Raw genomic sequence first — 24,759 nt, 5'->3', positions numbered from 1 at the left:
TGAGTCAATATCGTTGGTTTAACCGGCGAATTTCCCGTATATGGCGTGCGCGAACGGATCAGCCCGGGCCGGGCGGGTCCGTTCGTGACGTTTTTCCATGTCCGAACCGAGCGTTAGCCAGAGCCGATGACGTCTGCGAGCGAATTGCGATCCGGCAAGACCCACCGGGACGAGAACTTTCCGGTGGCGTCGTGGATCATCCATCCGCGGCATCGCGAGCTGATTCTGGCGTTCTACAATTTCGTCCGCACCGCCGACGACATCGCCGACCATGCGATGCTCGATGCGCCCACCAAGCTCAAATATCTTGATCTGCTCGAGGCCGAACTGCTCGGCCGCGGCGAAACCCAGGCCGAGGCGGTGGCGCTGCGCAAGGCGCTGGCCGCGCGCGGGATGCCGCCGCGCCATGCGCTCGATCTGCTCACCGCGTTCCGGATGGACGTCACCAAGCTGCGCTACGAGGACTGGGACGAGGTGATCCACTATTGCCGCTATTCGGCGATGCCGGTGGGCCGCTTCATGCTCGACGTCCATGGTGAGAGCACCTCGACCTGGCCGGCCTCCGACGCGCTGTGCGCCGGGCTGCAGATCAACAATCACCTGCAGGATTGCGGCAAGGACTATCGCAATCTCAATCGCGTCTACCTGCCGCGCAATGCGCTGGAGGCCGTCGGCGCCAAGGTCGACGAACTCGGCCTGCTGAAATCCTCGCCGGCGTTGCTGAAGTGTCTGCAGGATCTCGCCGTGCGTAACGACGTGCTGCTCGGCGAGGGCCGGCCGCTCGCCGCCGAGGTCAAGGATTTCCGGCTTGGTCTGGAGGTGTCTGTGATCCAGAGTTTTGCCGATCGCATCGTCAGCATGCTCAAGGTGCGCGATCCCTTGAGCGAGCGGGTGCATCTCAAGCCGGTCGAATTCATGTTCGCCTCGGTCGGCGCGATCGGATCCGAGATCGCCCGGCGAACCTTCGGCAGGGGACCGGTGTCGAAGCCGGCGCCGCGCGCATGACCATGCAGACGACGTCCGAACCCGCCGAGCACCAGGGTGTCGCGGTGGGCAGTTCTTTCTACGCCGCGATGCGCATCCTGCCGCGCCCGCAGCGCGAAGCGATGTTCCAGGTCTACAGCTTCTGCCGCTACGTCGATGATATCGCCGACTCCGATGAGCCGCGCGATGTACGGGCCGCCGGATTGCAGCGCTGGCGCGAGGACATCGACGCGCTGTATCGCGGATCGCCGCCGCCACGGCTGGCGGACTATCAAGAGTCAGTGCGCGCCTTCGGGCTGAAGCGCGAGGACTTCCTGGCGATCATCGACGGCATGGAGATGGATGTCACCGCTGACATCCGCGCGCCGAGCGAAGCCACGCTCGATCTGTACTGCGATCGCGTCGCCAGCGCGGTGGGGCGGCTGTCGGTGCGGATCTTCGGCCTGCCGGAGCAGGACGGCATCCTGCTGGCGCATCATCTCGGCCGCGCACTGCAGCTGACCAACATTCTGCGCGACATCGACGAGGATGCCGGTCTCGGCCGGTTGTATCTGCCGCGCGAAGGCCTGCTCGCCGCCGGCATCACCAGCTTCGACCCGGTGACGGTGGCCGAGGACCCGGCGGTGCCGGACGTTTGCGCCCCGCTGGTGGCGCGTGCGCTCGAACATTTCGATGCTGCCGACCGGGTGATGAGCCGCAATCCGCGCCGTGTCGTCAAGGCACCGCGGATCATGGGCAAGTACTACTTCTCCATCCTTCAGCTGCTCATCGCGCGCGGCTTCGCGCCGCCGCGGGAGCCGGTCAAACTCGGCAAGGCGGCGAAGATCAGCATTCTGCTGCAATACGCGATCGTGTGATGTCGAAAACAGTTCACGTCATCGGTGCTGGAATCTCGGGTCTCGCGGCGGCCACCAGGCTGGCGCGCGAAGGCTTTACTGTCCGCGTCCACGAGGCAATGCAGCAGGCCGGCGGCCGTTGCCGCTCGTATTTCGACGCGCAGACGGGTCTGGTGATCGACAACGGCAACCATCTGCTGCTGTCGGGCAATCATGCGGCGCGCGACTACGCGCGCTCGATCGGCACCGAGGCGGGGCTGGTCGGCCCGGCCGGCGCCGAGTTCGATTTCATGGACCTGAAGTCGAACGCGCGCTGGAAGCTCGATCTCGGCAAGGGGCGGCTGCCGCTGTGGCTGTTCGACGCCAAGCGGCGCGTGCCCGATACCGCGATCGGCGATTACCTGGCGCTGGCGCCGCTGCTGTGGGCGCCGGCCAGCAAGCTGATCAGCGATACCATCCCGTGCCGCGGCCCGCTGTACGACCGGCTGGTGGCGCCGCTGCTGCTCGCCGCGCTCAACGTCGATCCGCCGGAAGGCTCGGCCGGGCTCGCCGGCGCCGTGGTGCGCGAGACGCTGCTGGCGGGCGGCCAGGCCTGCCGGCCGCTGATCGCCCGCGACGGCCTCAGCGCCGTGCTGGTCGAGCCGGCCGTGGAGCAGCTGGGGCGCAGTGGTCCGGGCGTACAGTTCGGCCATGAATTGCGGTCGCTGACGCCGGCCGGCGACCGGGTCGGCGCGCTGAATTTTGGCGGCGAGGATGTGATCACGGTCGGGGCGGACGATGCCGTGGTGCTGGCGGTGCCGCCGCGCCCGGCGGCGTCGCTGCTGCCCGGCCTCAAGACGCCGCAAAAGTACCGGGCGATCGTCAACGCCCACTTCGCCTATGCGCCGCCGGCCGGGATGCCGGCGCTGACCGGGGTGATCGGCGGGGTGGTGGAGTGGCTGTTCGCGTTCCCGAACCGGCTGTCGGTGACCATCAGCAATGGCGACCGCCTGGTCGACGCGCCGCGCGACCAGCTCGCGGCCGCGATCTGGGCCGAAATCTGCCAGGTCGCCGGGATCACGGCGAATCTACCGCCGTGGCAAATTGTCCGCGAGCGGCGGGCGACGTTCGAGGCTACACTGGCCCAGAATGCCCTGCGTCGAGGGCCGGTCACCCAGTGGAAAAACCTGTTCCTCGCAGGCGATTGGACTGATACGGGGTTGCCAGCCACCATCGAAGGGTCGGTCCGCTCGGGCAATCGCGCCGCGGATCTGGTGCTGGCGCGGGGCCGGGCCTGAGCGATTTCGCCGGGCCGGCGACCACGGAGACTGCAAAAGAAAATGGATTCCGGCATTCACAATTCCGGCGCCGAGCGCGGCAGGACGCTGGAGGCGTCGATCGATGCTGCCCGTAGCGCGCTGATGGGCTTCCGCCGCGACGACGGGCATTGGGTGTTCGAGCTCGAGGCCGACGCAACGATCCCGGCCGAATACGTGCTGATGCGTCACTACCTCGGCGAGCCGGTCGCCACCGAGCTCGAGGCCAAGATCGCCGTGTATCTGCGCCGCACCCAGGGCGCCCATGGTGGCTGGGCGCTGGTGCACGACGGCGACTTCGACATGAGCGCCAGCGTGAAGGCGTATTTCGCGCTGAAGATGATCGGCGACGACGTCGACGCGCCGCACATGGCCCGCGCCCGCGAGGCGATCCGGTCGCGTGGCGGCGCGATCCACAGCAACGTGTTCACCCGGTTTATGCTGGCGATGTACGGCGTCACCACCTGGCGCGCCGTGCCGGTGCTGCCGGTCGAGATCATGCTGCTGCCGAGCTGGTCGCCATTCACGCTGACCAAGATCTCGTATTGGGCCCGCACCACGATCGTGCCGCTGATGGTGCTGTCGGCGCTGAAGCCGCTGGCGCGCAACGCCAAGGGCGTCGGCATCGACGAGTTGTTCTTGCAGGATCCGAAGTCGATCGGCCTGCTGGCCAAGTCGCCGCACCAGAACGCCTTCCTGTTCAATCTGTTCGGGTCGATCGACGGCGTGCTGCGGGCGATCGAGCCCTACATGCCGAAGAAGTATCGCAAGCTCTCGATCGAAAAGGCGCTGGCCTTTATCGAGGAGCGTCTCAACGGCGAGGACGGGCTCGGCGCGATTTTCCCGCCAATGGCCAACACCGTTATGATGTACGACGCGCTCGGCTACGGCGAAGACTATCCGCCGCGGGCGAGCCAGCGCCGCGGCATCGAACTGCTGCTGGTCGATCGCGGCGACGAAGCCTACTGCCAGCCCTGCGTGTCGCCGATCTGGGATACGGCGCTGGCCAGCCACGCAATGTTCGAGGCCGATCGCACCGAGGGGGCCAAGACGGTGCAGCCTGCGCTCGACTGGCTGCTGCCGCGTCAGGTGCTCGACCTCAAGGGTGACTGGGCCGCCAAGGCTCCCGACGTGCGTCCCGGCGGCTGGGCGTTCCAGTACAACAACGCCCACTATCCGGACCTCGACGACACCGCCGTGGTGGTGATGGCGCTGGACCGCGCCCGCAAGGACAAGCCGAACCCGGCCTACGACACCGCGATCGCCCGGGCCCGCGAGTGGATCGAGGGGATGCAGAGCGACGACGGCGGCTGGGCTGCCTTCGATGTGAACAACACCGAGTATTATCTGAACAACATCCCGTTCTCGGACCACGGCGCTCTGCTCGATCCGCCGACTGAGGACGTCACCGCGCGTTGCGTGTCGATGCTGGCGCAGCTCGGCGAAACGTCCGCAACCAGCCCGGCGCTGGCGCGCGGCGTCGAGTATCTGCGCAAGACGCAGCTGGCCGATGGCTCGTGGTACGGCCGCTGGGGCCTGAATTACGTATACGGAACGTGGTCGGTGCTGTGCGCGCTCAACGCCGCCGGCCTCGATCATCAGGATCCGGCGATCCGCAAGGCGGTCGCCTGGCTGGAGTCGGTGCAGAATCCCGACGGCGGCTGGGGCGAGGATGCGATCAGCTATCGGCTCGACTACCGGGGCTACGAAAGATCAGCCTCGACCGCTTCGCAGACGGCATGGGCTTTGCTTGCGCTTATGGCTGCGGGTGAGGTCGATCATCCGGCCGTGGCGCGCGGGGTTGAGTACCTAAAAGGCACACAGACCGAAAAAGGACTGTGGGACGAGGCGCGCTACACCGGTACGGGCTTTCCGCGGGTGTTTTATCTGCGGTATCATGGCTACTCAAAATTCTTTCCGCTCTGGGCGCTGGCGCGGTATCGAAATTTGAGATCCACGAACAGCAAGGTCGTAGGGGTCGGAATGTGATTCTGGGGGCTAGGAATGAAGCGGCTGCGGAGGATCCGCGGCCGGTTCTGATCGTCACGGGGCTGATACAGGAAGCACGAATCGCAGAGGGACCGGGTCTCACCGTCATCTGCAGCAGTAGCGATCCGAAGCAGCTGCGCCGGATGATGGCGAGCTTCGACGCCACCTCGATCCGAGGTGTCATCAGCTTTGGCGTAGCCGGCGGGCTGGACCCGTCGCTGCGTGCGGGCGACGTCGTGATCGCCACCGAAGTTGTGGCGGGTGAACGCCGCTGGGCTTCGGAAGTTTCCTTGAGCGACGAGTTATTGCGAAGCGCCGGACTCGGCCGTCAGCGCGTCGTGCGCGGTGGTCTGGTCGGGGCCGAGCAGGTGGTCGCGGCGCGTGACGCCAAGGCGATCCTGCGTTCGGAGACCGGCGCAGCCGCGGTCGACATGGAAAGCCACATCGCAGCCGATTACGCCGCCGCCGCCCAGCTACCGTTCGCGGCGTTGCGGGTGATCAGCGATCCCGCCAACCGCAGCCTGCCGCAGGTCGTCTCCACCGCGATCAAGCCGAACGGCGACGTCGATCTGGCCAAGGTGTTGCGCGGCTTGGCGCGTCACCCGACCTCGATCCGCTCGCTGGTCTCCACCGGCATCGACTTCAACCGCGCCCTGCGCAGCCTGCGCGGCTGCCGCAGCTTCATGCTCGACGCGGTGCTTGGCCGCGGCGGTATGGTCGCTGAGGCCTAAGCGCCGCACCTCTCACGGTCATCGCCGAAAACGCGTCCTTCACGTTCTCGCGCTTTCCTCTCCACGCGTCATGCCCGGCCTTGTGCCGGGCATCCACGCCTTGCTGACGGCAAGGCGGAAAAGGCGTGGATGGCCGGGACAAGCCCGGCCATGACGGAGTTTGCGAGCGCATCATGCGGTCAGAGAGCGGCTGAGAGCTCGGTCGGGCTTTCAAGTCAAGTCTCAGGATGGTGGCTCACCACTCGATCAGGCCGCCTCGCCTCGAACAATCGATGAAGCGGGCTCACCTATCCAAATAAAAAAGCGCGGCCGGCCGGCCGCGCTTTTTTTGTGATCCGATCGCTGCGATCAAGCCGCGGTGGACGTCTGCGCCTGGCGCTTGGCGGCGGCTTCGGCCGCCTCGTCGCGGCGCAGTTCGGTCAGCGTCTTCTGCACCTGCTCGGCGAAGATGTACTGCGCCGGGCGCTGCTTCGACAGGTCGATCTCCGGCGCCATCGGCCCGGAGGTGCGGATGCCGCGGATCGCGACCCACGCCGCCTTCAGCGGGTTGTTGAGCGAGGCCGCCGCGGCGGTCGGCTCGTAGCCGCAATGCGCCATGCAGTCCGCGCACTTCTCGTACTTGCCGGTGCCGTAGGTTTCCCAGTCGGTGGTCTCCATCAGCTCCTTGAAGGTCTTGGTGTAGCCTTCACCGAGCAGGTAGCACGGCTTCTGCCAGCCGAAGATGTTGCGGGCCGGCATGCCCCACGGCGTGCACTCGAACTCCTGGTTGCCGGCCAGGAAGTCGAGGAAGAGGCCGGAATGCATGAAGTTCCACTTCTTGCCCTTGCGGCGGGCGAACACCTCGCGGAACAGGTTCTTGGTCTTGGTGCGGTTCAGGAAGTGCTCCTGATCCGGCGCGCGTTCATAGGCGTAGCCGGGCGACATCGACACGCCGACGCCGAGCTCGGCGGTGAAGTCGAGGAACTTGGCGATCTCCTCGGCCGGATGGTTGTCGAAGATCGTGGCGTTGACGTTGACGGCGAAGCCGCGCGCCTTGGCGGCCTTGATCGCCGACACCGCGCGATCGAACACGCCCTTCTGCGACACCGCCTGGTCGTGGTGCTCCTTGAGGCCGTCGAGATGCACCGAGAAGAACAGATAGGGCGAGGGCTCGAACAGATCGAGCTTCTTCTCGAGCAGCAGCGCGTTGGTGCACAGCGACACGAATTTCTTGCGCGCCACCAGGCCGCGCACGATCTCGCCGATCTCCTTGTGGATCAGCGGCTCGCCGCCCGGGATCGCGACCATCGGCGCACCGCATTCCTCGGCGGCGTCCCAGCACTCCTGCGCGGTCATGCGGCGGTTCAGGATCGCATCGGGGTAATCGATCTTGCCGCAGCCGACGCAGGCGAGGTTGCAGCGGAACAGCGGCTCGAGCATCAGCACCAGCGGATAACGCTTGCGCCCCAGCAGCTTCTGCTTGAGCAGGTAGCTGCCGATCACGATCTCCTTGTGAAACGGTATTGCCATTACGTGTACTTCTCTTTCATTCAAATCGTCGGTGTGCGGTTCAGGCCGATGCCAGCTCCGCGGGCAGAACGAACTCGATGTTTTCTTCGCGGCCCGGAAGCATCGAGACCGTCACCGGCACGATCCGGCGCAGCGCCTCGATGACGTCGTCCACCAACACTTCGGGAGCGGACGCGCCGGCGGTGATACCCACCGCCTTCTTGCCTGCGAGCCATTCCGGGTTCAGCTCGCTGCCGTCGGCAATCAGGTAACTCGCAATGCCGGCTTCGGTCCCTATTTCCCGCAGCCGGTTCGAGTTGGAACTGTTGTTGGCACCGACCACCAGGATCAGGTCGACCAGCTTGCTCATGTCGCGCACCGCCGATTGCCGGTTTTGCGTGGCATAGCAGATATCGCGGGTATCGGGGCCCTGGATATCCGAGAATCGTTGTGAAAGTGCGGCGATGATGTCCTTGGTATCGTCGACGCTGAGGGTTGTTTGGGTGATGTAGGCCACCGGCGTGTCGGACGGCAGCGTCAGCGACGCCACGTCCTGAAGGTTCTGCACCAGCAGCACCGGTCCGGGAACCTGGCCCATCGTGCCCACCACCTCCGGGTGGCCGGCATGGCCGATCAGGATCAGGGTGCGACCCTTTGACGTGTAGCGCTTGCCCTGGTTGTGAACCTTGGTGACGAGCGGGCAGGTTGCATTGAGCACCGGCAGGTCCCGGGCCGCGGCTTCTTCCTCGACGCTGCGGGCGACGCCATGGGCGCTGAACACCGTCACGGCCTTCGCGGGCACTTCGGACAGGTCCTCGACGAAGATCGCGCCCTTGGCCTTCAGGCTCTCCACCACGTATTTGTTGTGCACGATTTCGTGCCGCACATAGACCGGCGGGCCGTATTTCTCCAGCGCGCGCTCGACGATTTCGATCGCGCGAACGACACCGGCACAAAAACCACGGGGCTGGGCTAGGAAGACTTCGAGAGGGCGAACGTCAGACAAAGGGCACCACGCTCATGCTTGTTCCGTCTCCGGCGATTTTATCGGAAAATCCCATACCATATCTAGTCGGTACGGTGACACCCACATCGCGGGGGACGCAGGGTTCCCACGGGCGCCCTGTGAAAACGCCCTTGGCAATCCAATCTGTTGAGATTACTTCCGGCCACGACGCCCGCAGGCTTCGTGGGTCTTTCGAGTTTGGGTCGCTGGAACTACAGAGACCGTTCGATCGTCTTTCGATCCCCGGCAGGGCCGCCGCATTCTAGGCCAGCCGATAGCAATAGAAAGAGCAAATGTGCTGAAAAGTGCCGTCGTTTCCGTTGTCAAAGCCAGCACCCGGTTTGCATCTATTACTGTCGCGATTGGAGTACTTCTGGCGATCGCCAGTGGCTTCTATACTTTCAAACACTTCGGCATCAACACCGATATCAATCATTTGATTTCGGCTGATCTCGACTGGCGCAAGCGTGATATCGCGTTCGAGAAGGCGTTCGATCAGGAAAGATTGATCCTGACCGTGGTCGAGGCCCCGACGCCCGAATTCGCCAACGCCGCCGCGGCCGCGTTATTTGAAAGATTGTCGAGCAATACCAAGAACTTCGAGTCGGTGAAACGACTCGGCGGCGGGCCGTTTTTCGACCGCAACGGGCTGTTGTTCCTGCCCACCGAGGAAGTCGCCAAGGTCACCGGTCAATTCCAGTCGGCGGTGCCGCTGATCGAGATTTTGGCCGGCGATCCCAGCATCCGAGGCCTGACTGCGGCCCTGGAAACCGGCCTGATCGGCGTCAAACGCGGCCAAGTCAGCCTCGACGGTGCCGCGGCGCCGTTCAACACCATCAGCCAGACGGTCGAGGATGTGCTCGCCAAGCGCCCGGCGTTCTTCTCCTGGCGCGGCTTGAGCAGCCCGGAGCCGCTGACCGAGGGCGACAAGCGGCAGTTCATCGAGATCAAGCCGATTCTGGACTTCCAGGCGCTGGAGCCCGGCAAGGACGCCACAGACGCGATCCGCCAGGCCGCCGCCGACCTCAAGCTCGAGCAGGAATTTGGCGCGCGGGTGCGGCTGACCGGTCCGGTACCGATCGCCAACGAGGAATTCGCCACCGTCAAGGACGGCGCCGTCGTCAACGGCATCGGCACCGTCGCGGTGGTGCTGTTCATCCTGTGGCTGGCGCTGCATTCCGGCAAGATCATCTTCGCAGTCGCCGCCAACCTGTTCATCGGCCTCGCGATCACGACCGCGGTCGGGCTGATGCTGGTGGATTCGCTCAACCTGCTGTCGATCGCCTTCGCGGTGCTGTTCGTCGGCCTCGGGGTCGATTTCGGCATCCAGTACAGCGTCCGCTACAGATCGGAGCGGCACAAGGCCGGCGACCTCGACAAGGCGCTGGTGCAGGCGGCCGACTATTCGGCCGTGCCGTTGTCGCTGGCGGCGATGTCGACCACCGCCGGCTTCCTGTCGTTCCTGCCGACCTCCTACAAGGGCATCTCGGAACTCGGCGAGATCGCCGGCGCCGGCATGGCGATCGCATTTCTCACCAGCATCACGGTGCTGCCGGCGCTGATCAAGCTGCTCAATCCGCGCGGCGAGAAGGAGCCGCTCGGCTACGCCTTCCTGGCGCCGCTCGATCACTTTCTCGAAAAGCACCGCATCGCCATCATCGCCGGCACCATCGGCGTGTCGCTCGCCGGCCTGCCGCTGCTGTACTACATGCAGTTCGACTTCAATCCGATCAACCTGCGCAACCCGAAGGTCGAGTCGATCGCCACCTTCCTCGACCTGCGGCGCGATCCGAACACCGGCGCCAACGCCGTCAACGTGATGGCGCCAAACGAGCAGGGCGCGCGCGAGATCGAGGCCAAGATGGCCAAACTGCCGGAGGTGTCGCGCACGCTGTCGCTCGACACGTTCGTGCCGGCCGACCAGCCGGCCAAGCTGAAGCTGATCCAGGCCGGCGCCAAGGTGCTGGAGCCGGCGCTGAAGCCGGAGCAGGTCGATCCGCCGCCGACCGACAAGGAAAACGTCGATTCGCTGAACAGCTCGGTCGAAGCCCTCCGCAAGACCGCCGGCGACGCCGCCGGTGCCGGCCCGGATGCTGCGCGCCGGCTCGCCAAGGCGCTCGCCGCGCTGGCCACCGCCGACCAGGCGACGCGCGAGCGCGCCCAGGCGGTATTCGTCACGCCGCTGAAGATCGCGTTCGACCAACTGCGCAGCATGCTGCAGGCGCAACAGGTAACGCTCGACAACCTGCCGCCGGATATCGTGTCGTCGTGGAAGACCAAGGACGGCCAGATCCGCGTCGAGGTGCTGCCGAACGGCGATCCGAACGACAACGACACGCTGCGCAAATTCGCCGCCGCGGTGCTGCAGGTCGAGCCGCATGCGATCGGCGGCCCGGTGTCGATCCTGAAGTCGGGCGACACCATCGTCGGTTCGTTCATCCAGGCCGGGCTGTGGGCGCTGCTGTCGATCTCGCTGCTGCTGTGGATCACGCTGAAGCGTTTCACCGACGTGCTGCTGACGCTGGTTCCGCTGCTGGTGGCCGGCGCGGTGACGCTGGAGATCTGCGTGCTGATCGATCTGCCGCTGAACTTCGCCAACATCGTCGCGCTGCCGCTGATGCTTGGCATCGGCGTCGCGTTCAAGATCTACTATGTGGTCGCATGGCGCGCAGGCCGCACCAATCTGCTGCAGTCGGCGCTGACGCGGGCGATCTTCTTCAGCGCCCTGACGACTGCGACCGCGTTCGGGAGTCTGTGGCTGTCGAGCCACCCCGGCACCGCCAGCATGGGCAAGCTGCTGGCGCTGTCGCTACTCACCACCCTCGGCGCGGTGCTGCTGTTCCAGCCGGCCCTGATGGGCAAGCCGCGGCAGATCGACGAGAGCGGCGACACCGACTTGTGACGAGAGCTTTCCGGTTCTGAGAGAATCAGAACCGGAGCTGCAGGTCTTTCTTTTGACGCGTTTTCTTCACGCGAACCGGGATCCACTTCGCTCGAAAACGCTCTGCCGCGTGGCTGCCATACCGGCCCGATCGCGCGGCGGGGGAGGTGCAAATTCCCCCGCTGCAGAGCCGCGAAGCATGAAGCCGCTCTGCAAAGCCGGAACACGGCGCGATTGACGCAGGTACGCTGACGGGGCTGGCGCGTGACCGTCCGATCGGACTATACGTTCGTCGGGGCTTCGTTGTTACGCCGACGCCGCGTCCGCCGCAGAGTGCCATGGCGCACGCGCATCACCCTTCCGGAAAGAAAGCCCGATAGCGGCGCGCGCCTGCCTTTTGTGTTGACGGCGCCTCCAACAAGCGACGTAAGTAGTCCATGCAGCAGCCGATTTTAGACTTCGCCGAGATGTTCGCGGACCGCGAGTCGCAGCGCAGCAACATGCACACGCGGCATCTCAACGAGCAGCTCGTGCGCGTCCTCAAGACCATCGGCTACGACGTTGGTTTTCAGAAGGGCACCGGCCAGTACCTGTTCGATCGCGACGGCGCGCGCTATCTCGATCTGCTCAGCGGCTTCGGCGTGTTCGCGCTCGGGCGCAATCATCCGGTGCTGCGCAAGGCGCTGCAGAGCGTGCTCGACGCAGACCTGCCGAATCTGGTGCAGCTCGACGTTTCGACGCTGGCCGGCATCCTGGCCGAGCGGCTGCTCGAGCAGGTGCCGTATCTCGACAAGGTGTTCTTCGCCAATTCCGGCGCCGAATGCGTCGAGGCCGCGATCAAGTTCGCCCGCGGCGCCACCGGCCGCAACGGCATCGTCAATTGCGACCACAGCTATCACGGCCTGACCTACGGCGCGTTGTCGCTGACCGACGATCAGAATTTCCAGGGCGGCTTCGGGCCGCTGCTGCCGGGCGTCACGACGATCCCGTTCAACGATCTGGCGGCGCTGGAAAAAGCGCTGTCGACCCGCGAGGTCGCCGCCTTCATCGTCGAGCCGATCCAGGGCAAGGGCGTCAACATGCCCACCGACGAGTTCCTGCCGGCCGCGGCGGCGCTGTGCAAACGCTACGGCACGCTGTTCGTCGCCGACGAGATCCAGACCGGCATGGGCCGCACCGGCCGCTTCCTGGCGGTCGAGCACTGGAATGTCGAACCCGACATGGTGCTGCTGTCCAAGGCGCTGTCGGGCGGTCACGTGCCGGTCGGCGCGGTGCTGACCCGCAAGGCGATCTTCGACAAGATCTTCAACCGCATGGATCGCGCCGTGGTGCACGGCTCGACCTTCGCCAAGAACGATCTGGCGATGGCCGCCGGCATCGCCACGCTGGACGTGCTCAAGGCCGAGAAGCTGGTCGAGGCCGCCGCCAAGCGCGGCGCCGAGCTGCGGCTGGCGCTGACCCGCATGGTTCCGGGCTACGAGCTGCTCAAGGAAGTGCGCGGCAAGGGGCTGATGATCGGCGTCGAATTCGGCCCGCCGAAATCGCTGCGGCTGAAGGCGTCGTGGACCATGCTGGAGAGCGCCAACAAGGGCCTGTTCGTCCAGCTGATCACCGTGCCGCTGTTCAAGGATCACAAGATCCTGACGCAGGTCGCCGGCCATGGCCTGCACACCGTCAAGCTGCTGCCGCCGCTGACCATCACCGAGGACGACTGCGCCTGGATCGAACGCTCGTTCGACCAGGTCATCGCCGACAGCCACAAGGTCCCCGGCGCGATCTGGTCGCTCGGCAAGACCCTGGTCGACAACGCAATGCGGAAGTCGGCGTAGCTGTTCGCCGCAAGACTGCGTCTCCTCCCGTAGCCTCGATGCAGCGAAGCGAAATCGAGGGGCCGCGCACGATGCGTCCGACATCCGGCTTCGCCGCCGCGTCTCCTCGTAGCCTCGATGCAGCGAAGCGAAATCGAGGGCCGCGCACAATGCGGCCGGCGCCTTCGCCCGGCGCGTCCCGGATTACGCTACGCTCCATCCGGGCTACGGCTTGACAATTTTCCTATACGGACTATAATCCGCTCGTCCTGTCCGTGAGGGGCGCTTCTCGAGGGCGCTTGGAAGCGGGACGGATCACCGGCCGGGAGGCTGGCCGGTGACGGTCGGCGAAGTCGCGATGCGGCGTCGCCCGGCCGGATGCGGCGTCCTGCGCGAGGTGCTTCGCACGCACCTCGTCCGGGAAGTCGAGGGCCACCGTCCGCCGCTACTACGAGCGGCCGCCGCTTCAGAGGCTGGACGGGTCGAGAGGAGGCCGGGGAAAGCCCGCAAGCTCGCTCGGTCCCGGAAGCACGGTCCTTCGGCTCAAAACTCGCCGCGGTGGGCGCGCCGGAAGGCGTCGCGCGATGGTCCGCAAAGCCATCGCGACAAGTACCACCCCTCGCGCCAACCGGCGCGCCCCCACCCCTCGCTGTGATAGCGACGGGTGCAAGCCTCGGGCTCGGTGGAGCTGCGAGAACGATCAGGCGTGGCTGTTTGACATCGTGATCAGCATGAAGGTCGCCCGGATGAGCGCAGCGACATCCGGGAGGCAGCGTCAGCCCCGCATAACGCTTCGCTCATGCGGGCTACCTGTTGCGCGCGGCCGGAGCCCGTAGCCTCGATGAAGCGAAGCGAAATCGAGGGCAGCCGGGTGTCAACGCTCGCGGCCTGATGCAAAGATCCTGCGCTGCCCCGGATTGCGCTTCGCTCCATCCGGGCTACTAGCTACACCACTTCCCCACGCGCGCTCAGTGCCGCGTTCCTGATCGCCGCAATGTTTGCCTTGTAGGCTTCCAGCGTCCCGCCCTTGAACACGGCGCTCCCCGCGACCAGCGCATTGGCACCAGCAGCGGCCAACTCACCGGCGACCTTGTCGCTCACCCCGCCATCGACCTCGATGTCGATCGGCCGCCCCGCGATCATCGCGCGGATCGCCTTGATCTTCTCGATGGCGCTCGGGATGAAGGCCTGGCCGCCGAAGCCGGGATTGACCGACATCACCAGCACGAGGTCGAGATCATCGAGGACGTATTCCAGCACGCTCGGATGCGTGCCGGGGTTGAGTGAGACGCCGGCCTTCTTGCCGAGCGCGCGGATCGCCTGCAGCGAGCGGTGCAGATGCGGGCCGGCTTCGGCGTGGACGGTGATGTGGTCGCAGCCGGCCTTGGCGAAGGCTTCGAGATACGGGTCACACGGCGCGATCATCAAATGCGCGTCGAAGATCTTCTTGGTGTGCGGCCGCATCGCCTTGATGACGTCGGGGCCGTAGGAAATGTTCGGCACGAAATGGCCGTCCATGACGTCGAGATGGATCCAGTCGGCGCCGGCCTGATCGACCGCGCGGACCTCTTCGCCGAGCTTCGAAAAGTCCGAGGCGAGGATCGACGGCGCAATGGCGAGCGGGCGGGGCGCGAAGCTGGGCATGGGTTTTCCTGGACGTTCCTGAGCGTTCGCGGCGCGTCCGGACAGAGCCCGAGCGCCACGAGGGTCGATTCCGCTAACACGCGAAATCGCACCTCGCAATGCGGAGTCGCATGGCGCGCGGCTGGCATTGTGCTCGGCAGGTTCTGCCGCTGCGGCAGAAATTTCCCCCGCGCGCGGTCGGCGAGGCCGCGAAAAACCCAGCGTTTCCAGGCGTCACGCCGTGGCATGAGGGTTGCTCGAAGCTCGGTAAGATGCGTGTGCGTAGTAGCTGCCGCGGTGCGGCGCCGAACGGAGACTCGTGATGATTCCTGCCCTTGGCGCGATTGGTGCCCTGTCCGGATTGCTGAGCGCGCTCAAATCGTCGAGCTCCTCGGCCAAGGCGACCGGCGCCAGCGATCCGTTCCAGCCATCCAGCGCCAAGGCGAGCGACAGCAGCTCGTCCAGTGCGCCGACCAGCGGCACGTCGTCCAGCTCGGGCGCGCTGTCGCCCGAACTGATGCAGGCGCTGCTCGCCGCACAACAGGGGCAGTCGGCCGATCCGACCACCACCAAGGACAAGAGCCGCGACGCCGCGCTCAAGGATCTGCTCGCGCAGATCGACGGCAATGGTGACGGCGCGATCAGCAAGGGCGAGTTCGAAAGCGCGCTCGGCGCCGGCGGCACCAACACGGCGAACGCCGACAAGGTGTTCGCCAAACTCGACAGCGACGGCGACGGCTCGGTCAGCGCCAAGGAACTGGCCGCGGCGCTGCAGGGCAAGAAGAAGCCGCATCATGGAGCGCAGCAGGCCGGCGGCTCGAGCGATCCGCTATTGCAGGCGCTATCGGGCTCCTCGTCGAGCAGCGTGACGAATTCGGACGGCACGGTGACGACCTCGGTGACCTATGCGGACGGCTCGAAAGTGTCGATGACCTCGGCGGCCGGCGCCAGCAGCTCAACCGCGAGTTCTTCCTACAACTTCGTCGAGCAACTGATCCAGCGCCAGGCCAATCAGCTGCAATCGGCGGCGACGTCGTCAGTGTCGGTCAAGGCTTAAACCGATCGCGCCATGCCGGCTGCGCGCCTTCGAACGGCAGCCGCGTCGCCTCATAGACGCCGCGGGCAATAGCGCGGGCGACCGTGTTGGCGGCGAGGGCGCCGAGTTCGGTGAGGCCGGCGAGCGGATCGACCGGCAGCTTGCCGGTCGCGGCGGCGAACACCACGTCGCCGTCGAGCGGCGCGTGCACCGGATAGATCGCGCGGGCGAAGCCGGTCTGCGCCAGCATCGCCAGCCGCTTCACCTGGGTCTTGGTCAGCACCGCGTCGGTGACGACCGCGACCAGTGTGGTGTTTTCCGCAGTCGCCGCGGCGGCGCCCTTGAGCTGGATTTTCAAATGCTCCGGTCCGAACGGGTTCGGCATGCCGTGGCCGCCGAATTCATCGCCCTGTTCGAACGGCGCCGACCAGAACCACGGTCCGTCGCCGATGGTGACGCTGCCGATCGCGTTCACCGCGGCGATCGCGCCGACCGTGATGCCGCCGGGCGTCATCGCCGAAGCCGAGCCGAGCCCGCCTTTGTAGGTCGCGGTGGTGGCACCAAGTCCTGCGCCGACGCTGCCGAGCGCAAAATCCCCACTCGCCGCGGCTGCGGCCGCATAGCCGAGGTCGCGATAGGGCGAGAAACGGCCCCACGCCTTGTCGCCGCCATTGAGCATGTCGAAGATCACGCCGCCGGGCACGATCGGGATCGTGGCGGTGCCGATCGCAAAGCCGCGGCCCTGCTCGGCGAGCCAGGCCTGCACGCCGCCGCCGGCATCGAGCCCGAACGCCGAGCCGCCCGCCAGCGTGAAGCCATCGACCTGCTCGACGGTGTTGACCGGCTCGAGCAGCACGCCGTCGCGAATCCCTGGTCCGCCGCCGCGCACGTCGATCGAGGCGACCGCGGGCTGGTCGAACAAAATAGCGGTGACGCCGGAAGCGAGCGCGGCGTCGTCGGCATGGCCGACGCGAACGCCGGCGACATCGGTGATGAGGTTCTTCAAGGCGGGCTCGTGGATCTGACAGGTGAGGGCGGTATTGTCGGCCTAAACACTTGGTCGAAGCAAGGCTCACGCGGCGATCACAAGGCGCGGAACGTTGCCGCATCGCCTTGCGCGGCGCGTCCGCGGCGGTGCATGTAGCCGCATGATCCACGACGTCTCGATCCCCGCGGCGCTGCTCGCCGGTCTGGTCAGCTTCCTCTCCCCCTGCGTGCTGCCGCTGGTGCCGCCCTATCTGATCTATCTGACCGGCGCGACCATCGAGCACGTCGCAGCCGATGAATCCGAGCGCACCTCCAAGCGCGCGGTGATGATCTCGGCGCTGATGTTCGTGCTGGGATTTTCCACCGTGTTCGTCGCGCTCGGCGCCAGCGCCAGTCTGGTCGGCGGGCTGATCCGCGCCTGGTCGGGCGAGCTCGCGATCGTCGCCGGCATCGTCATCATCCTGATGGGCCTGCATTTCCTCGGCCTGACCCGGATCAACATCCTGATGCGCGAGGGCCGGCTGCCGATCCCCAAGCCGGTCGGGCTGTGGGGCGCCTATGTTATGGGGCTGGCCTTCGCGTTCGGCTGGACGCCGTGCATCGGCCCGATCCTCGCGGCGATCCTGTCGGTCGCCGCCGCCGAGGCCACGGTGGCCAAGGGCGCGGGCCTGTTGGCGATCTATTCGCTCGGCCTCGGCGTGCCGTTCCTGCTCGCCGCGCTGATGATCGAACAATTCTCCAGCCTGTTCGCGCGGATGAAGAAGCACCTCGCCACGGTCGAACGCGCCATGGGCGTGCTGATGATCCTGACCGGCATCGGCTTTCTGACCGGCGCCGTCAGCGACGTGAGTATCTGGCTGCTGAATACGTTCCCGGCGCTCGGGAATATTGGATAGTTCGGCGGGCCGGAACAGATGCTGTGATCAGGAGTCAATGCGTGAGCTTGCAGCAAGGAGCCACGCATGAGCCAGATGACCCTGTCGGAGCTGTCCGAAAAGATGCGCGATATCGATTTCGCGATGCTGTCGACCCGCGCGGAAGGCGGCCAGATCGCCGCCAGGCCGATGAGCAACAACCGCGAGGTCGCCTATGACGGCGACTCGTACTTCTTCAGCTACGAAAACACTCACACGATCGACGACATCAAACGCGATCCGCAGGTCGGGCTGTCCTTTGCCGGCGCCAAGGGCTGGCTCGGCAAGCCGCCGAACTTCATCGCTGTCGAAGGCAAGGCCGAACTGATCCGCGACAAAGCGGCGTTCGAAAAGCACTGGACCAAGGATCTGGATATCTGGTTCGAGCAGGGCATCAACACGCCCGGCATCGTCCTGATCAAGGTCCACGCGACGCGCATCCATTACTGGGACGGCGAGGATCAGGGCGAGATCAAGCTTTGAGCTGTAGGGTTCGGCCAATCTGCCGATGAGGCTGTCAGATCGTAGTTCGTCTCGTCGTGGCCGGGCTTGTCCCGGCCATCCACGCCTTTCCTGCATTTTCGTCAGCAAGGCGTGGATGCCCGGCACAAGGCCGGGCATGACGGATCGAGAGGAAGGTGCTTACGTCCCCTTGCCGATTTCCGCGTAGTTGCCCTTGGCGTCCCATTTGTAGACGACGTAGTCGATCGCCTTGATGTCGCCCTTGGCGTCGAACGACAGCTTGCCGAGAACGGTGTCCCATTCGCCGGCCTTGATGGCGGCGATGACCTTCTTGGGGTCGGTCGACTTGGCCTTCTCGACGGCCTGCGACCACACCTGGAACGCCGCGTAGGTGTAAAGCGTGTAGCCTTCGGGATCGATGCCCTTGCCCTTGAACTTCTCGACGATCGCCTTGGCGGTCGGCTTGTTGCGCGGGTCGGGGCCGAAGGTGAACAGCGTGCCTTCGGCGAGCGGGCCGGTGATCGAGGCGAATTCCTTGTCGTTCATCGCGTCGCCGGCCATCATCACGGTCTTGAGGCCCTGTTCGCGCATCTGGCGCAGGATCAGGCCGGCTTCCTGATGATAGCCGCCGATGTAGACCAGATCGATATTGTCGCGCTTCAGCCGTGATACGATCGAGTTAAAGTCCTTGTCGCCCTTGTTGTAGGACTCGAACATCTTCTCGGTGAAGCCGGCCTTGTTCAGCGCCTTCTTGGTCTCGTCGGCGAGGCCCTTGCCGTAGGTGGTCTTGTCGTTGAGGATCGCGACGTTCTTGCCCTTGTAGTTCTTGGCGATGTAGTCGGCGGCGACCAGGCCCTGCTGATCGTCGCGGCCGCAGACGCGCAGCACGTTCCACAGCTTGCGCTCGGTGAACAGCGGGTTGGTCGAGGCCGGTGTGATCTGCAGCGTGTTGCCGTCCGCATAGGCCTCGGAGGCCGGGATCGACGATGACGAGCAGAAATGCCCGGCGACGAACGGGATGCCGTCGCCGGCGATCTTCTCGGCGATCGATCGCGCCTGCTTGGGATCGCAGCCGTCGTCACCGATCTGCAGCTTGAGCTGCTTGCCGAGCACGCCGCCGGCGGCGTTGAGATCGGCGACCGCCTGATCGGCGCCATTCTTCAGCTGGCGGCCGAACGCCGACTCGCCGCCGGTCATCGGACCGGCGACCGCGACCGGAATGTCCTGCGCCAACGCCGTCGTCGACAACGCCAGCGAGGCGCCGAATGCCAAACCGAGAAGCTTGAGTTTCATGGAGTGATCCCTGCGATGAGCCTGCAATTGATCGGTCGCGCCCGACCAGGTCGCAGCGCGGCGTTCACGACATTGTTGGCAGATTTTGATGGCAAGTCATCGACAAAATGCCGCAACGGCCGCGCTGCGCTGGCACATTCTGCCGCAGGCGGTAACGCTTTGCATCAAGCGTGGCGGCCGCCTTCGAGGTAGGCGGCGCGGACCTCGGGGCGTGCCAGCAATTCGGCCCCGCTGCCGCTCATGGTGATCAGGCCGTTGACCAACACGTAACCGCGATGCGCCAGCTTCAGCGCGTGGTTGGCATTCTGCTCGACGATCAGCACCGTCAGGCCGTCCTGCCGGTTGAGGGTGCGGATCGCCTCGAAGATTTGCCGGGTGATCAGCGGAGCGAGCCCGAGCGACGGCTCGTCGAGCAGCAGCAGCCGTGGCCGGCTCATCAGCGCGCGGCCGATCGCCAGCATCTGCTGCTCGCCACCCGACAGCGTGCCGCCGCGCTGGCTGGTGCGCTCCCGCAGCCGCGGGAACAGCGTCAGCACCCGCTCCAGCATCTCGGCGCGCTGTTCGTCGGTGCTGTCGCCGGCGTCGGCGCCCATCTGCAGATTCTCGGCGACGCTCATCCGCGGGAAGATGCGGCGGCCTTCCGGCGACTGCGCGATGCTCATCCGCGCAATGTGATGCGTCGGCAGCTGCGTGATGTCGACGCCGTCGAAGGTGATGCGTCCGGTCTTGGCGCGCGGCTTGCCGAAGATCGTCATCATCAGCGTCGATTTGCCGGCGCCATTGGCGCCGATCAGCGCCACGATCTCGCCCGGCTTGATATCGAGATCGACGCCTTTCAGCGCCTCGATCTTGCCGTAGCCGGCGCGAAGATTTTCGATGCGGAGGAGGGGAGCGGAAGCGGTCGAGGTCATTGCCGAACCTCTCCACGCTTACTTCCGTCATGGCCGGGCTTGTCCCGGCCATCCACGCCTTTCTCGGCGCGGCGCAGCGAAGGCGTGGATGCCCGGCACAAGGCCGGGCATGACGGCGTAATGTGTAGCAGCCGCCTCACAGCCCGAGCTCCTGCTCGACGGCTTCGACTTCCTCATCCTCGACGCCGAGATAAGCGGCGATGACGCGCTGGTCGTCGCGGATCTCGGCGGGGGTGCCGCCCGCGATCTTGACGCCGTAGTCGAGCACGACGACGGCGTCGGAGATTTCCATCACGACGCTCATGTCGTGCTCGATCAGCAGGATCGATGTGCCGTCGCCGCGGATCTTCCGCAGCAGGTCGCTGAGTTCGGCGCTCTCGCGCGCATTGAGGCCGGCGGCCGGTTCGTCCAGGCACAGCAGCACCGGCTCGGTGCACATCGCCCGCGCGATTTCCAGCCGGCGCTGATCGCCATAAGGCAGATTGCCGGCCGCATCATCGGCGCGCTCGCGCAGACCGATCTGGTCGAGCCAGTACGTCGCGCGATCGATCGCCTGTTGCTCCGCGGCGCGCCACGACGGTGTGCCGAATAGGCCGAGCAGCGTGAAGCCGGAGGCGCGCAGCAGCGCGTTGTGCTGCGCCACCATCAGGTTTTCCAGCGCGGTCATGCCGGGGAACAGCCGGATATTCTGGAAGGTCCGCGCCACCTTGGCGATCTTGGTGATGCGGAAGTCGTTGAGCTTGTCGAGCCGGTGCGTGGCGCGGTCTTGATGCGTCAAACTGATCGCGCCGGCGCTCGGCTTGTAGAAGCCGGTGATGCAGTTGAACACGGTCGTCTTGCCGGCGCCGTTCGGGCCGATCAGCGCGGTGATCTGGCCGCGCTCGGCGGCGAACGACAGCTCGTTGACGGCGATGATGCCGCCGAACCGCATGGTCAGGCCCTCGACGCGGAGAATGTCTCGGTCCGCGCTCATCCGTGGCCCTCCTTGACGAGGTCGGACGAGATTGCCTGCTTGCGCTCGAGATACACGGTCGGGGCGCGATGGCCGATCAGGCCGCGCGGCCGCCATACCATCAGGAACACCATCGACAGGCCGAACACCAGCATGCGGAACTGATCGAGGCCGCGGAACAATTCAAACCCGCCGATCAGCGTCAGCGCCGCCAGCGCGACGCCGAGCTGCGAGCCCATACCGCCGAGCACGACGATCGCCAGCACCAGCGCCGATTCCTGGAAGGTGAAGGATTCCGGCGAGATGAAGCCCTGCCGCGTGGCGAAGAACGCACCGGCGAAGCCGCCGAACATTGCGCCGGTGGCGAAGGCGGTGAGCTTGGTGGTGGTGGTGTTGATGCCGAGCGCCCGGCAGGCGACCTCGTCCTCGCGCAGCGCTTCCCAGGCGCGACCGATCGGCAGCCGGCGCAGCCGGATCGTGGCCCAGTTGGTGATCAGCGCCAGTGCCAGGATCAGATAGAACAGGAACACCAGACGCTGCGACGGCGAGAACGGAATTCCCAGCACCGCCGCGAGGCCGTTTTCGCCCGGCGTCAGCGGAATACCGAAAACAGTTGGCCGCGGAATGCCGCTGATGCCGTTCGGGCCGCCGGTGAGGCTTTGCCAGTTGATGATGACCAGGCGGATGATCTCGCCGAAGGCCAGCGTGACGATGGCGAGATAGTCGCCGCGCAGCCGCAGCACCGGAAAGCCGAGCAGCACGCCCCAGAACGCCGCCAGGATGCCGGCAAGCGGCAGGCAGACCCAGAACGAAAGGTCGAAATTGGTCGCGAGCAGCGCGTAGGAATAGGCGCCGACCGCATAGAACGCGACGTAGCCGAGGTCCAAAAGGCCGGCGAGGCCGACCACGATGTTGAGGCCCCAGCCGAGCATCACGTAAGTGAGCACGAGGATGCCGAGGTCGAGAATGTAGCGCTGATCGTAGAAGATCACCGGCACCAGCACCGTGAAGATCAGCAGCGCGGGGGCGACGACGCGGCCGGCGAGACCGAGCGTCTTGCGAGCGCTGTCCGGCAGCCTCGGCGTGTCGACAGGTCCCCACCAACGCCGCAGCAATTCGACCACGATCGAGCCGACGAATACCGCCGCGACCATGCCGGCGAGGTCGCCGAACCGCGTCCAGTAGATCAGCCCGCCTTCGGGACCGGCTTCGGTCCGCACGCCGATCATCAGCGAAAACAAAACCAGCGCCACAAGGGCGCTGATCAGGGCTTTCTTCAGGATGAATCCCGCGCCCGTTTTGGCGGCGGCAGGGGCGGCTACGGCGTGCGCGAGTTTGGCCACGTCGATGCCGCTCAGACTTTTTCGACTTCGGGGCGGCCGAGCAGGCCGGTCGGCATGAAGATCAGCACGACGATCAGGATCGAGAACGCCGCGACGTCCTTGTACTCGACCGAGAAATACGCCGACCACATCGTTTCGATCAGGCCGATCAGGAGGCCGCCGAGCATCGCGCCGGGGAGCGAGCCGATGCCGCCGAGCACGGCGGCGGTGAACGCCTTGATGCCCGCGACGAAGCCCATGAAGAAGTCGACCAGGCCGTAATACAGCAGATACATCATGCCGGCGACGGCGGCGAGCGCGGCACCGATCACGAAGGTCATCGAGATGGTGCGGTCGACGTCGACGCCGAGGAGCGACGCCATGGTCTGGTCCTGCTCGCAGGCGCGCATGTCGCGGCCGAGCCGGGTCCGCGACACCAGCCAGGTGAAGATCGCCAGCAGTACGATGGTGGTGATCACCACGACGATCTGCACGTTGGACAGCCGCACGACGAAGCCGTCGGCGCTCTCGTGCAGCGTGTAACCGCCGGTGATGATCGGCGGCACCGGCTTGACGCGGGCGCCCTGCGACACCTGGGCGAAGTTCATCAGCACGAACGACATGCCGATCGCCGACAGCATCGGGGCGAGGCGGAACGAGTGACGCAGCGGCCGGTAGGCGATGCGCTCGACCGTCCAGCCGTACAGCGCGGTGATGGCCATCGACACCAGCAGCACCACCAGCAGGATCAGCGGCACGAAGGTGAGCCCGAACGACACCAGGATCAGGAAGCTGATCAGTGCGATGAAACCGCCGATCATGAAGATGTCGCCATGGGCGAAATTGATCATGCCGACGATGCCGTAGACCATCGTGTAGCCGATCGCGATCAGACCATAGATGGAGCCGAGCACGAGGCCGTTGATGAGCTGCTGGGCGAAGTAGTCCATGCGCTGCCGTGGCCTAATTCCAAGAGATCGAGTCCTGCAACACGACCCGGCAGCCAGGATCATCCGCCGCGCCGGGCGCGATGCGGCGAGGCTCCGGCAGCCAGAACGTCGCGTCGCTTTCAGATTTTGTAACAGTGCGAAGCGTTTACGGCAACAGCCGAACCCTTTCGACCTTTTGCCCTGTGGACGATCCGGGGGCGCCTGGTTCCGGCATCACCGACTTGCCGCGCAATTGCCCCTCAATGATCACGGCGCGGCAAGCTTGTTCCCGCAACCCGTCGTCAAGGCACGGCGTTATTCCAGCGGCTGATCCAAACAGCCGAAGGAGACAGCAAATGTCGAATCAGAACCAAGCCAATCCGACCCCCAGCCAGAAGCCCGGTCAGCAGCAGCAGGGCGGCGGGGCGAAACCGGGTCAGCAGCAACAGGATCCGGGCCGACAGGGTAATCCGCAGCAGGGCCAGCACGGCCAGCGCGATCGATAGCCTCACCTGACAGACTTCTCCAGGAGTCGAGAGGATCCCGCCGGAAGGCGGGATTTTCTTTTGCCGGTCGGCTCAACGCAACTTTCGTGCCTAAGCCGGTCAACTCGCCAATCGTTGCACCCATCCCCAAGGTTAATCGCCGTTAAGGTTAACAAAGTCTTTCCATTGTGGCCTATCGTTAACCGCGATTAACTCTTCGGGTCCGCATCCAGAACGGAAGCGGCTTTGGCGGGAAGCACGGCGATGGCGAATTGGCGGATGAGCTCGGCGAACGGCGTGTTGATCGCCGCCTATTTCATCCCGACCTGGCTGCTTATCGCCTATCGGATCATGGTGTCGCCGATTCACGCCTTCTACGAGCGGCCGAACATCTCGGTGGCCATCTTCCTCAGTGATTATTTTCATCTGGCTGCGATCGGCGCCGTGCGAGCGGCGTGGCTGCTGGCGCTTGCCAAGGTGACGGTGGCGGCATTCTTCGTCGTCTTCCTGGCGCTGCTGACTCGCCCGGCGATTCGCAAATCCGGCGGCTGCGACGAGGCGCTGGCGATCGCGCTGTCCCTCGGCAGCGTCATCAGCTTCGCCAGCATGCTGATGGCCTCGCAGGCCGGCGAGATGGAGGCGATGCGTCTGCACGCCACCGAGCTGCTGCTGCTGCTCGGCACCGGCATCGTGATGCTGATGGAGAAGCCGGCGGTCGTGGCCGTTCCGGCTGCCCAGTCGGCGGAGTCCGCGCCGATCACGAATTACTCCCGCGCTGCCTGACATCGTCAGCTCGCGCACCGGCGATCTATATCGCAATGCGCAAA

General features: G+C 65.5%; 21 protein-coding genes. 11 read left to right on the top strand and 10 right to left on the bottom strand.

Annotated elements, in window-relative coordinates; all coding sequences use genetic code 11:
- Positions 1 to 126: 126 nt before the first annotated feature.
- From hpnC to D4Q52_RS09420, 5 genes are read left to right on the top strand one after another with little or no spacing between them, the layout of a single operon-like run.
- The gene (hpnC, locus tag D4Q52_RS09440; protein WP_119856302.1) at positions 127 to 1,005 is read left to right on the top strand and encodes a squalene synthase HpnC; all 879 of its coding nucleotides are present in this window, start codon (positions 127 to 129) and stop codon (positions 1,003 to 1,005) included.
- A complete protein-coding gene (gene hpnD / locus D4Q52_RS09435) occupies positions 1,002 to 1,841 on the top strand; it encodes a presqualene diphosphate synthase HpnD (RefSeq protein WP_119856301.1) in 840 nt (279 codons plus the stop codon). The genes hpnC and hpnD overlap by 4 nt, the downstream gene beginning before the upstream one ends.
- A complete protein-coding gene (gene hpnE / locus D4Q52_RS09430) occupies positions 1,841 to 3,097 on the top strand; it encodes a hydroxysqualene dehydroxylase HpnE (RefSeq protein WP_119856300.1) in 1,257 nt (418 codons plus the stop codon). The genes hpnD and hpnE overlap by 1 nt, the downstream gene beginning before the upstream one ends.
- A gap of 42 nt (positions 3,098 to 3,139) precedes the next feature.
- Positions 3,140 to 5,104, top strand: coding sequence for a squalene--hopene cyclase (gene shc / locus D4Q52_RS09425; RefSeq protein WP_119856299.1), 1,965 nt, complete (start codon positions 3,140 to 3,142; stop codon positions 5,102 to 5,104).
- Positions 5,101 to 5,835 (top strand): phosphorylase, encoded by a 735-nt coding sequence (locus tag D4Q52_RS09420; protein ID WP_119856298.1) that lies wholly within the window; start codon positions 5,101 to 5,103, stop codon positions 5,833 to 5,835. The genes shc and D4Q52_RS09420 overlap by 4 nt, the downstream gene beginning before the upstream one ends.
- Before the next feature lie 348 nt (positions 5,836 to 6,183).
- On the opposite strand, the gene hpnH is transcribed toward D4Q52_RS09420, so the two are convergent.
- Together hpnH and ispH are read right to left on the bottom strand one after the other, a co-directional pair.
- Complete coding sequence (hpnH, locus tag D4Q52_RS09415; RefSeq protein WP_119856297.1) at positions 6,184 to 7,344, bottom strand: adenosyl-hopene transferase HpnH; 1,161 nt, start codon at positions 7,342 to 7,344, stop codon at positions 6,184 to 6,186.
- A 40-nt stretch (positions 7,345 to 7,384) separates the two neighbouring features.
- On the bottom strand, positions 7,385 to 8,329 hold the full coding sequence (gene ispH, locus D4Q52_RS09410; RefSeq protein WP_119856296.1) for a 4-hydroxy-3-methylbut-2-enyl diphosphate reductase: 945 nt from the start codon (positions 8,327 to 8,329) through the stop codon (positions 7,385 to 7,387).
- Positions 8,330 to 8,624: 295 nt separating this feature from the next.
- On the opposite strand from ispH, the gene D4Q52_RS09405 reads away from it, so the two are divergent.
- The gene (locus tag D4Q52_RS09405; RefSeq protein ID WP_119856295.1) at positions 8,625 to 11,231 is read left to right on the top strand and encodes an MMPL family transporter; all 2,607 of its coding nucleotides are present in this window, start codon (positions 8,625 to 8,627) and stop codon (positions 11,229 to 11,231) included.
- A 416-nt stretch (positions 11,232 to 11,647) separates the two neighbouring features.
- Positions 11,648 to 13,039, top strand: coding sequence for an aminobacteriohopanetriol synthase HpnO (gene hpnO, locus D4Q52_RS09400; RefSeq protein WP_119856294.1), 1,392 nt, complete (start codon positions 11,648 to 11,650; stop codon positions 13,037 to 13,039).
- A gap of 924 nt (positions 13,040 to 13,963) precedes the next feature.
- Here hpnO and rpe read toward each other — a convergent pair.
- Positions 13,964 to 14,662, bottom strand: coding sequence for a ribulose-phosphate 3-epimerase (gene rpe, locus D4Q52_RS09395; RefSeq protein ID WP_119856293.1), 699 nt, complete (start codon positions 14,660 to 14,662; stop codon positions 13,964 to 13,966).
- Between the two features lie 301 nt (positions 14,663 to 14,963).
- Between rpe and D4Q52_RS09390 the strand changes: the two genes are divergently transcribed.
- Positions 14,964 to 15,698 (top strand): EF-hand domain-containing protein, encoded by a 735-nt coding sequence (locus tag D4Q52_RS09390; RefSeq protein WP_119856292.1) that lies wholly within the window; start codon positions 14,964 to 14,966, stop codon positions 15,696 to 15,698.
- On the opposite strand, the gene D4Q52_RS09385 is transcribed toward D4Q52_RS09390, so the two are convergent.
- Positions 15,688 to 16,683, bottom strand: coding sequence for a P1 family peptidase (locus tag D4Q52_RS09385; protein ID WP_119856291.1), 996 nt, complete (start codon positions 16,681 to 16,683; stop codon positions 15,688 to 15,690). The genes D4Q52_RS09390 and D4Q52_RS09385 overlap by 11 nt on opposite strands.
- A 142-nt stretch (positions 16,684 to 16,825) precedes the next feature.
- Here D4Q52_RS09385 and D4Q52_RS09380 point away from each other — a divergent pair, with 142 nt between their 5' ends.
- A complete protein-coding gene (locus D4Q52_RS09380; RefSeq protein ID WP_119856290.1) occupies positions 16,826 to 17,560 on the top strand; it encodes a cytochrome c biogenesis CcdA family protein in 735 nt (244 codons plus the stop codon).
- 66 nt (positions 17,561 to 17,626) lie between these two features.
- On the top strand, positions 17,627 to 18,061 hold the full coding sequence (locus tag D4Q52_RS09375; RefSeq protein WP_119856289.1) for a pyridoxamine 5'-phosphate oxidase family protein: 435 nt from the start codon (positions 17,627 to 17,629) through the stop codon (positions 18,059 to 18,061).
- A gap of 159 nt (positions 18,062 to 18,220) precedes the next feature.
- Here D4Q52_RS09375 and D4Q52_RS09370 read toward each other — a convergent pair whose 3' ends face one another.
- The 6 genes from D4Q52_RS09370 to D4Q52_RS26460 form a co-directional block, all read right to left on the bottom strand.
- The gene (locus tag D4Q52_RS09370; RefSeq protein ID WP_119856288.1) at positions 18,221 to 19,333 is read right to left on the bottom strand and encodes a branched-chain amino acid ABC transporter substrate-binding protein; all 1,113 of its coding nucleotides are present in this window, start codon (positions 19,331 to 19,333) and stop codon (positions 18,221 to 18,223) included.
- 164 nt (positions 19,334 to 19,497) lie between these two features.
- Complete coding sequence (locus D4Q52_RS09365) at positions 19,498 to 20,244, bottom strand: ABC transporter ATP-binding protein (RefSeq protein ID WP_119856287.1); 747 nt, start codon at positions 20,242 to 20,244, stop codon at positions 19,498 to 19,500.
- Between the two features lie 136 nt (positions 20,245 to 20,380).
- Positions 20,381 to 21,217, bottom strand: coding sequence for an ABC transporter ATP-binding protein (locus D4Q52_RS09360; RefSeq protein WP_119856286.1), 837 nt, complete (start codon positions 21,215 to 21,217; stop codon positions 20,381 to 20,383).
- Positions 21,214 to 22,539: a high-affinity branched-chain amino acid ABC transporter permease LivM gene (livM, locus tag D4Q52_RS09355; RefSeq protein WP_119856285.1), complete on the bottom strand. Its 1,326-nt coding sequence runs from the start codon at positions 22,537 to 22,539 to the stop codon at positions 21,214 to 21,216. Before livM ends, D4Q52_RS09360 begins: the two co-directional genes overlap by 4 nt.
- 11 nt (positions 22,540 to 22,550) lie before the next feature.
- The gene (locus tag D4Q52_RS09350; RefSeq protein ID WP_119856284.1) at positions 22,551 to 23,468 is read right to left on the bottom strand and encodes an ABC transporter permease subunit; all 918 of its coding nucleotides are present in this window, start codon (positions 23,466 to 23,468) and stop codon (positions 22,551 to 22,553) included.
- A gap of 281 nt (positions 23,469 to 23,749) precedes the next feature.
- Positions 23,750 to 23,959 carry a hypothetical protein gene (locus D4Q52_RS26460; protein ID WP_182915276.1) on the bottom strand — a complete coding sequence of 70 codons (210 nt, stop codon included), beginning with the start codon at positions 23,957 to 23,959 and terminating at the stop codon, positions 23,750 to 23,752.
- 237 nt (positions 23,960 to 24,196) lie between these two features.
- Here D4Q52_RS26460 and D4Q52_RS09345 point away from each other — a divergent pair, with 237 nt between their 5' ends.
- Entirely contained in the window at positions 24,197 to 24,715 is a 519-nt protein-coding gene (locus tag D4Q52_RS09345; protein ID WP_119856283.1) for a hypothetical protein, read from the top strand.
- The last annotated feature ends 44 nt before the right edge of the window (positions 24,716 to 24,759 follow it).

This window comes from Rhodopseudomonas palustris, from assembly GCF_003591005.1.
GTDB lineage: Bacteria > Pseudomonadota > Alphaproteobacteria > Rhizobiales > Xanthobacteraceae > Rhodopseudomonas > Rhodopseudomonas palustris_K.
The sequence above is the reverse complement of the archived record's forward strand: the minus strand, read 5'-3'. Positions and strand labels throughout refer to the sequence as shown.

Coding starts and splice junctions, on each gene's coding strand:
- D4Q52_RS09350 (WP_119856284.1), bottom strand. CDS start 23,468: ATGGACTACTTCGCCCAGCAGCTCATCAACGGCCTCGTGCTCGGCTCC.
- shc (WP_119856299.1), top strand. CDS start 3,140: ATGGATTCCGGCATTCACAATTCCGGCGCCGAGCGCGGCAGGACGCTG.
- hpnH (WP_119856297.1), bottom strand. CDS start 7,344: ATGGCAATACCGTTTCACAAGGAGATCGTGATCGGCAGCTACCTGCTC.
- D4Q52_RS09370 (WP_119856288.1), bottom strand. CDS start 19,333: ATGAAACTCAAGCTTCTCGGTTTGGCATTCGGCGCCTCGCTGGCGTTG.
- hpnE (WP_119856300.1), top strand. CDS start 1,841: ATGTCGAAAACAGTTCACGTCATCGGTGCTGGAATCTCGGGTCTCGCG.
- hpnD (WP_119856301.1), top strand. CDS start 1,002: ATGACCATGCAGACGACGTCCGAACCCGCCGAGCACCAGGGTGTCGCG.
- hpnO (WP_119856294.1), top strand. CDS start 11,648: ATGCAGCAGCCGATTTTAGACTTCGCCGAGATGTTCGCGGACCGCGAG.
- D4Q52_RS09360 (WP_119856286.1), bottom strand. CDS start 21,217: ATGAGCGCGGACCGAGACATTCTCCGCGTCGAGGGCCTGACCATGCGG.
- rpe (WP_119856293.1), bottom strand. CDS start 14,662: ATGCCCAGCTTCGCGCCCCGCCCGCTCGCCATTGCGCCGTCGATCCTC.
- D4Q52_RS09380 (WP_119856290.1), top strand. CDS start 16,826: ATGATCCACGACGTCTCGATCCCCGCGGCGCTGCTCGCCGGTCTGGTC.
- D4Q52_RS09365 (WP_119856287.1), bottom strand. CDS start 20,244: ATGACCTCGACCGCTTCCGCTCCCCTCCTCCGCATCGAAAATCTTCGC.
- D4Q52_RS09345 (WP_119856283.1), top strand. CDS start 24,197: ATGGCGAATTGGCGGATGAGCTCGGCGAACGGCGTGTTGATCGCCGCC.
- hpnC (WP_119856302.1), top strand. CDS start 127: ATGACGTCTGCGAGCGAATTGCGATCCGGCAAGACCCACCGGGACGAG.
- D4Q52_RS09390 (WP_119856292.1), top strand. CDS start 14,964: ATGATTCCTGCCCTTGGCGCGATTGGTGCCCTGTCCGGATTGCTGAGC.
- D4Q52_RS09375 (WP_119856289.1), top strand. CDS start 17,627: ATGAGCCAGATGACCCTGTCGGAGCTGTCCGAAAAGATGCGCGATATC.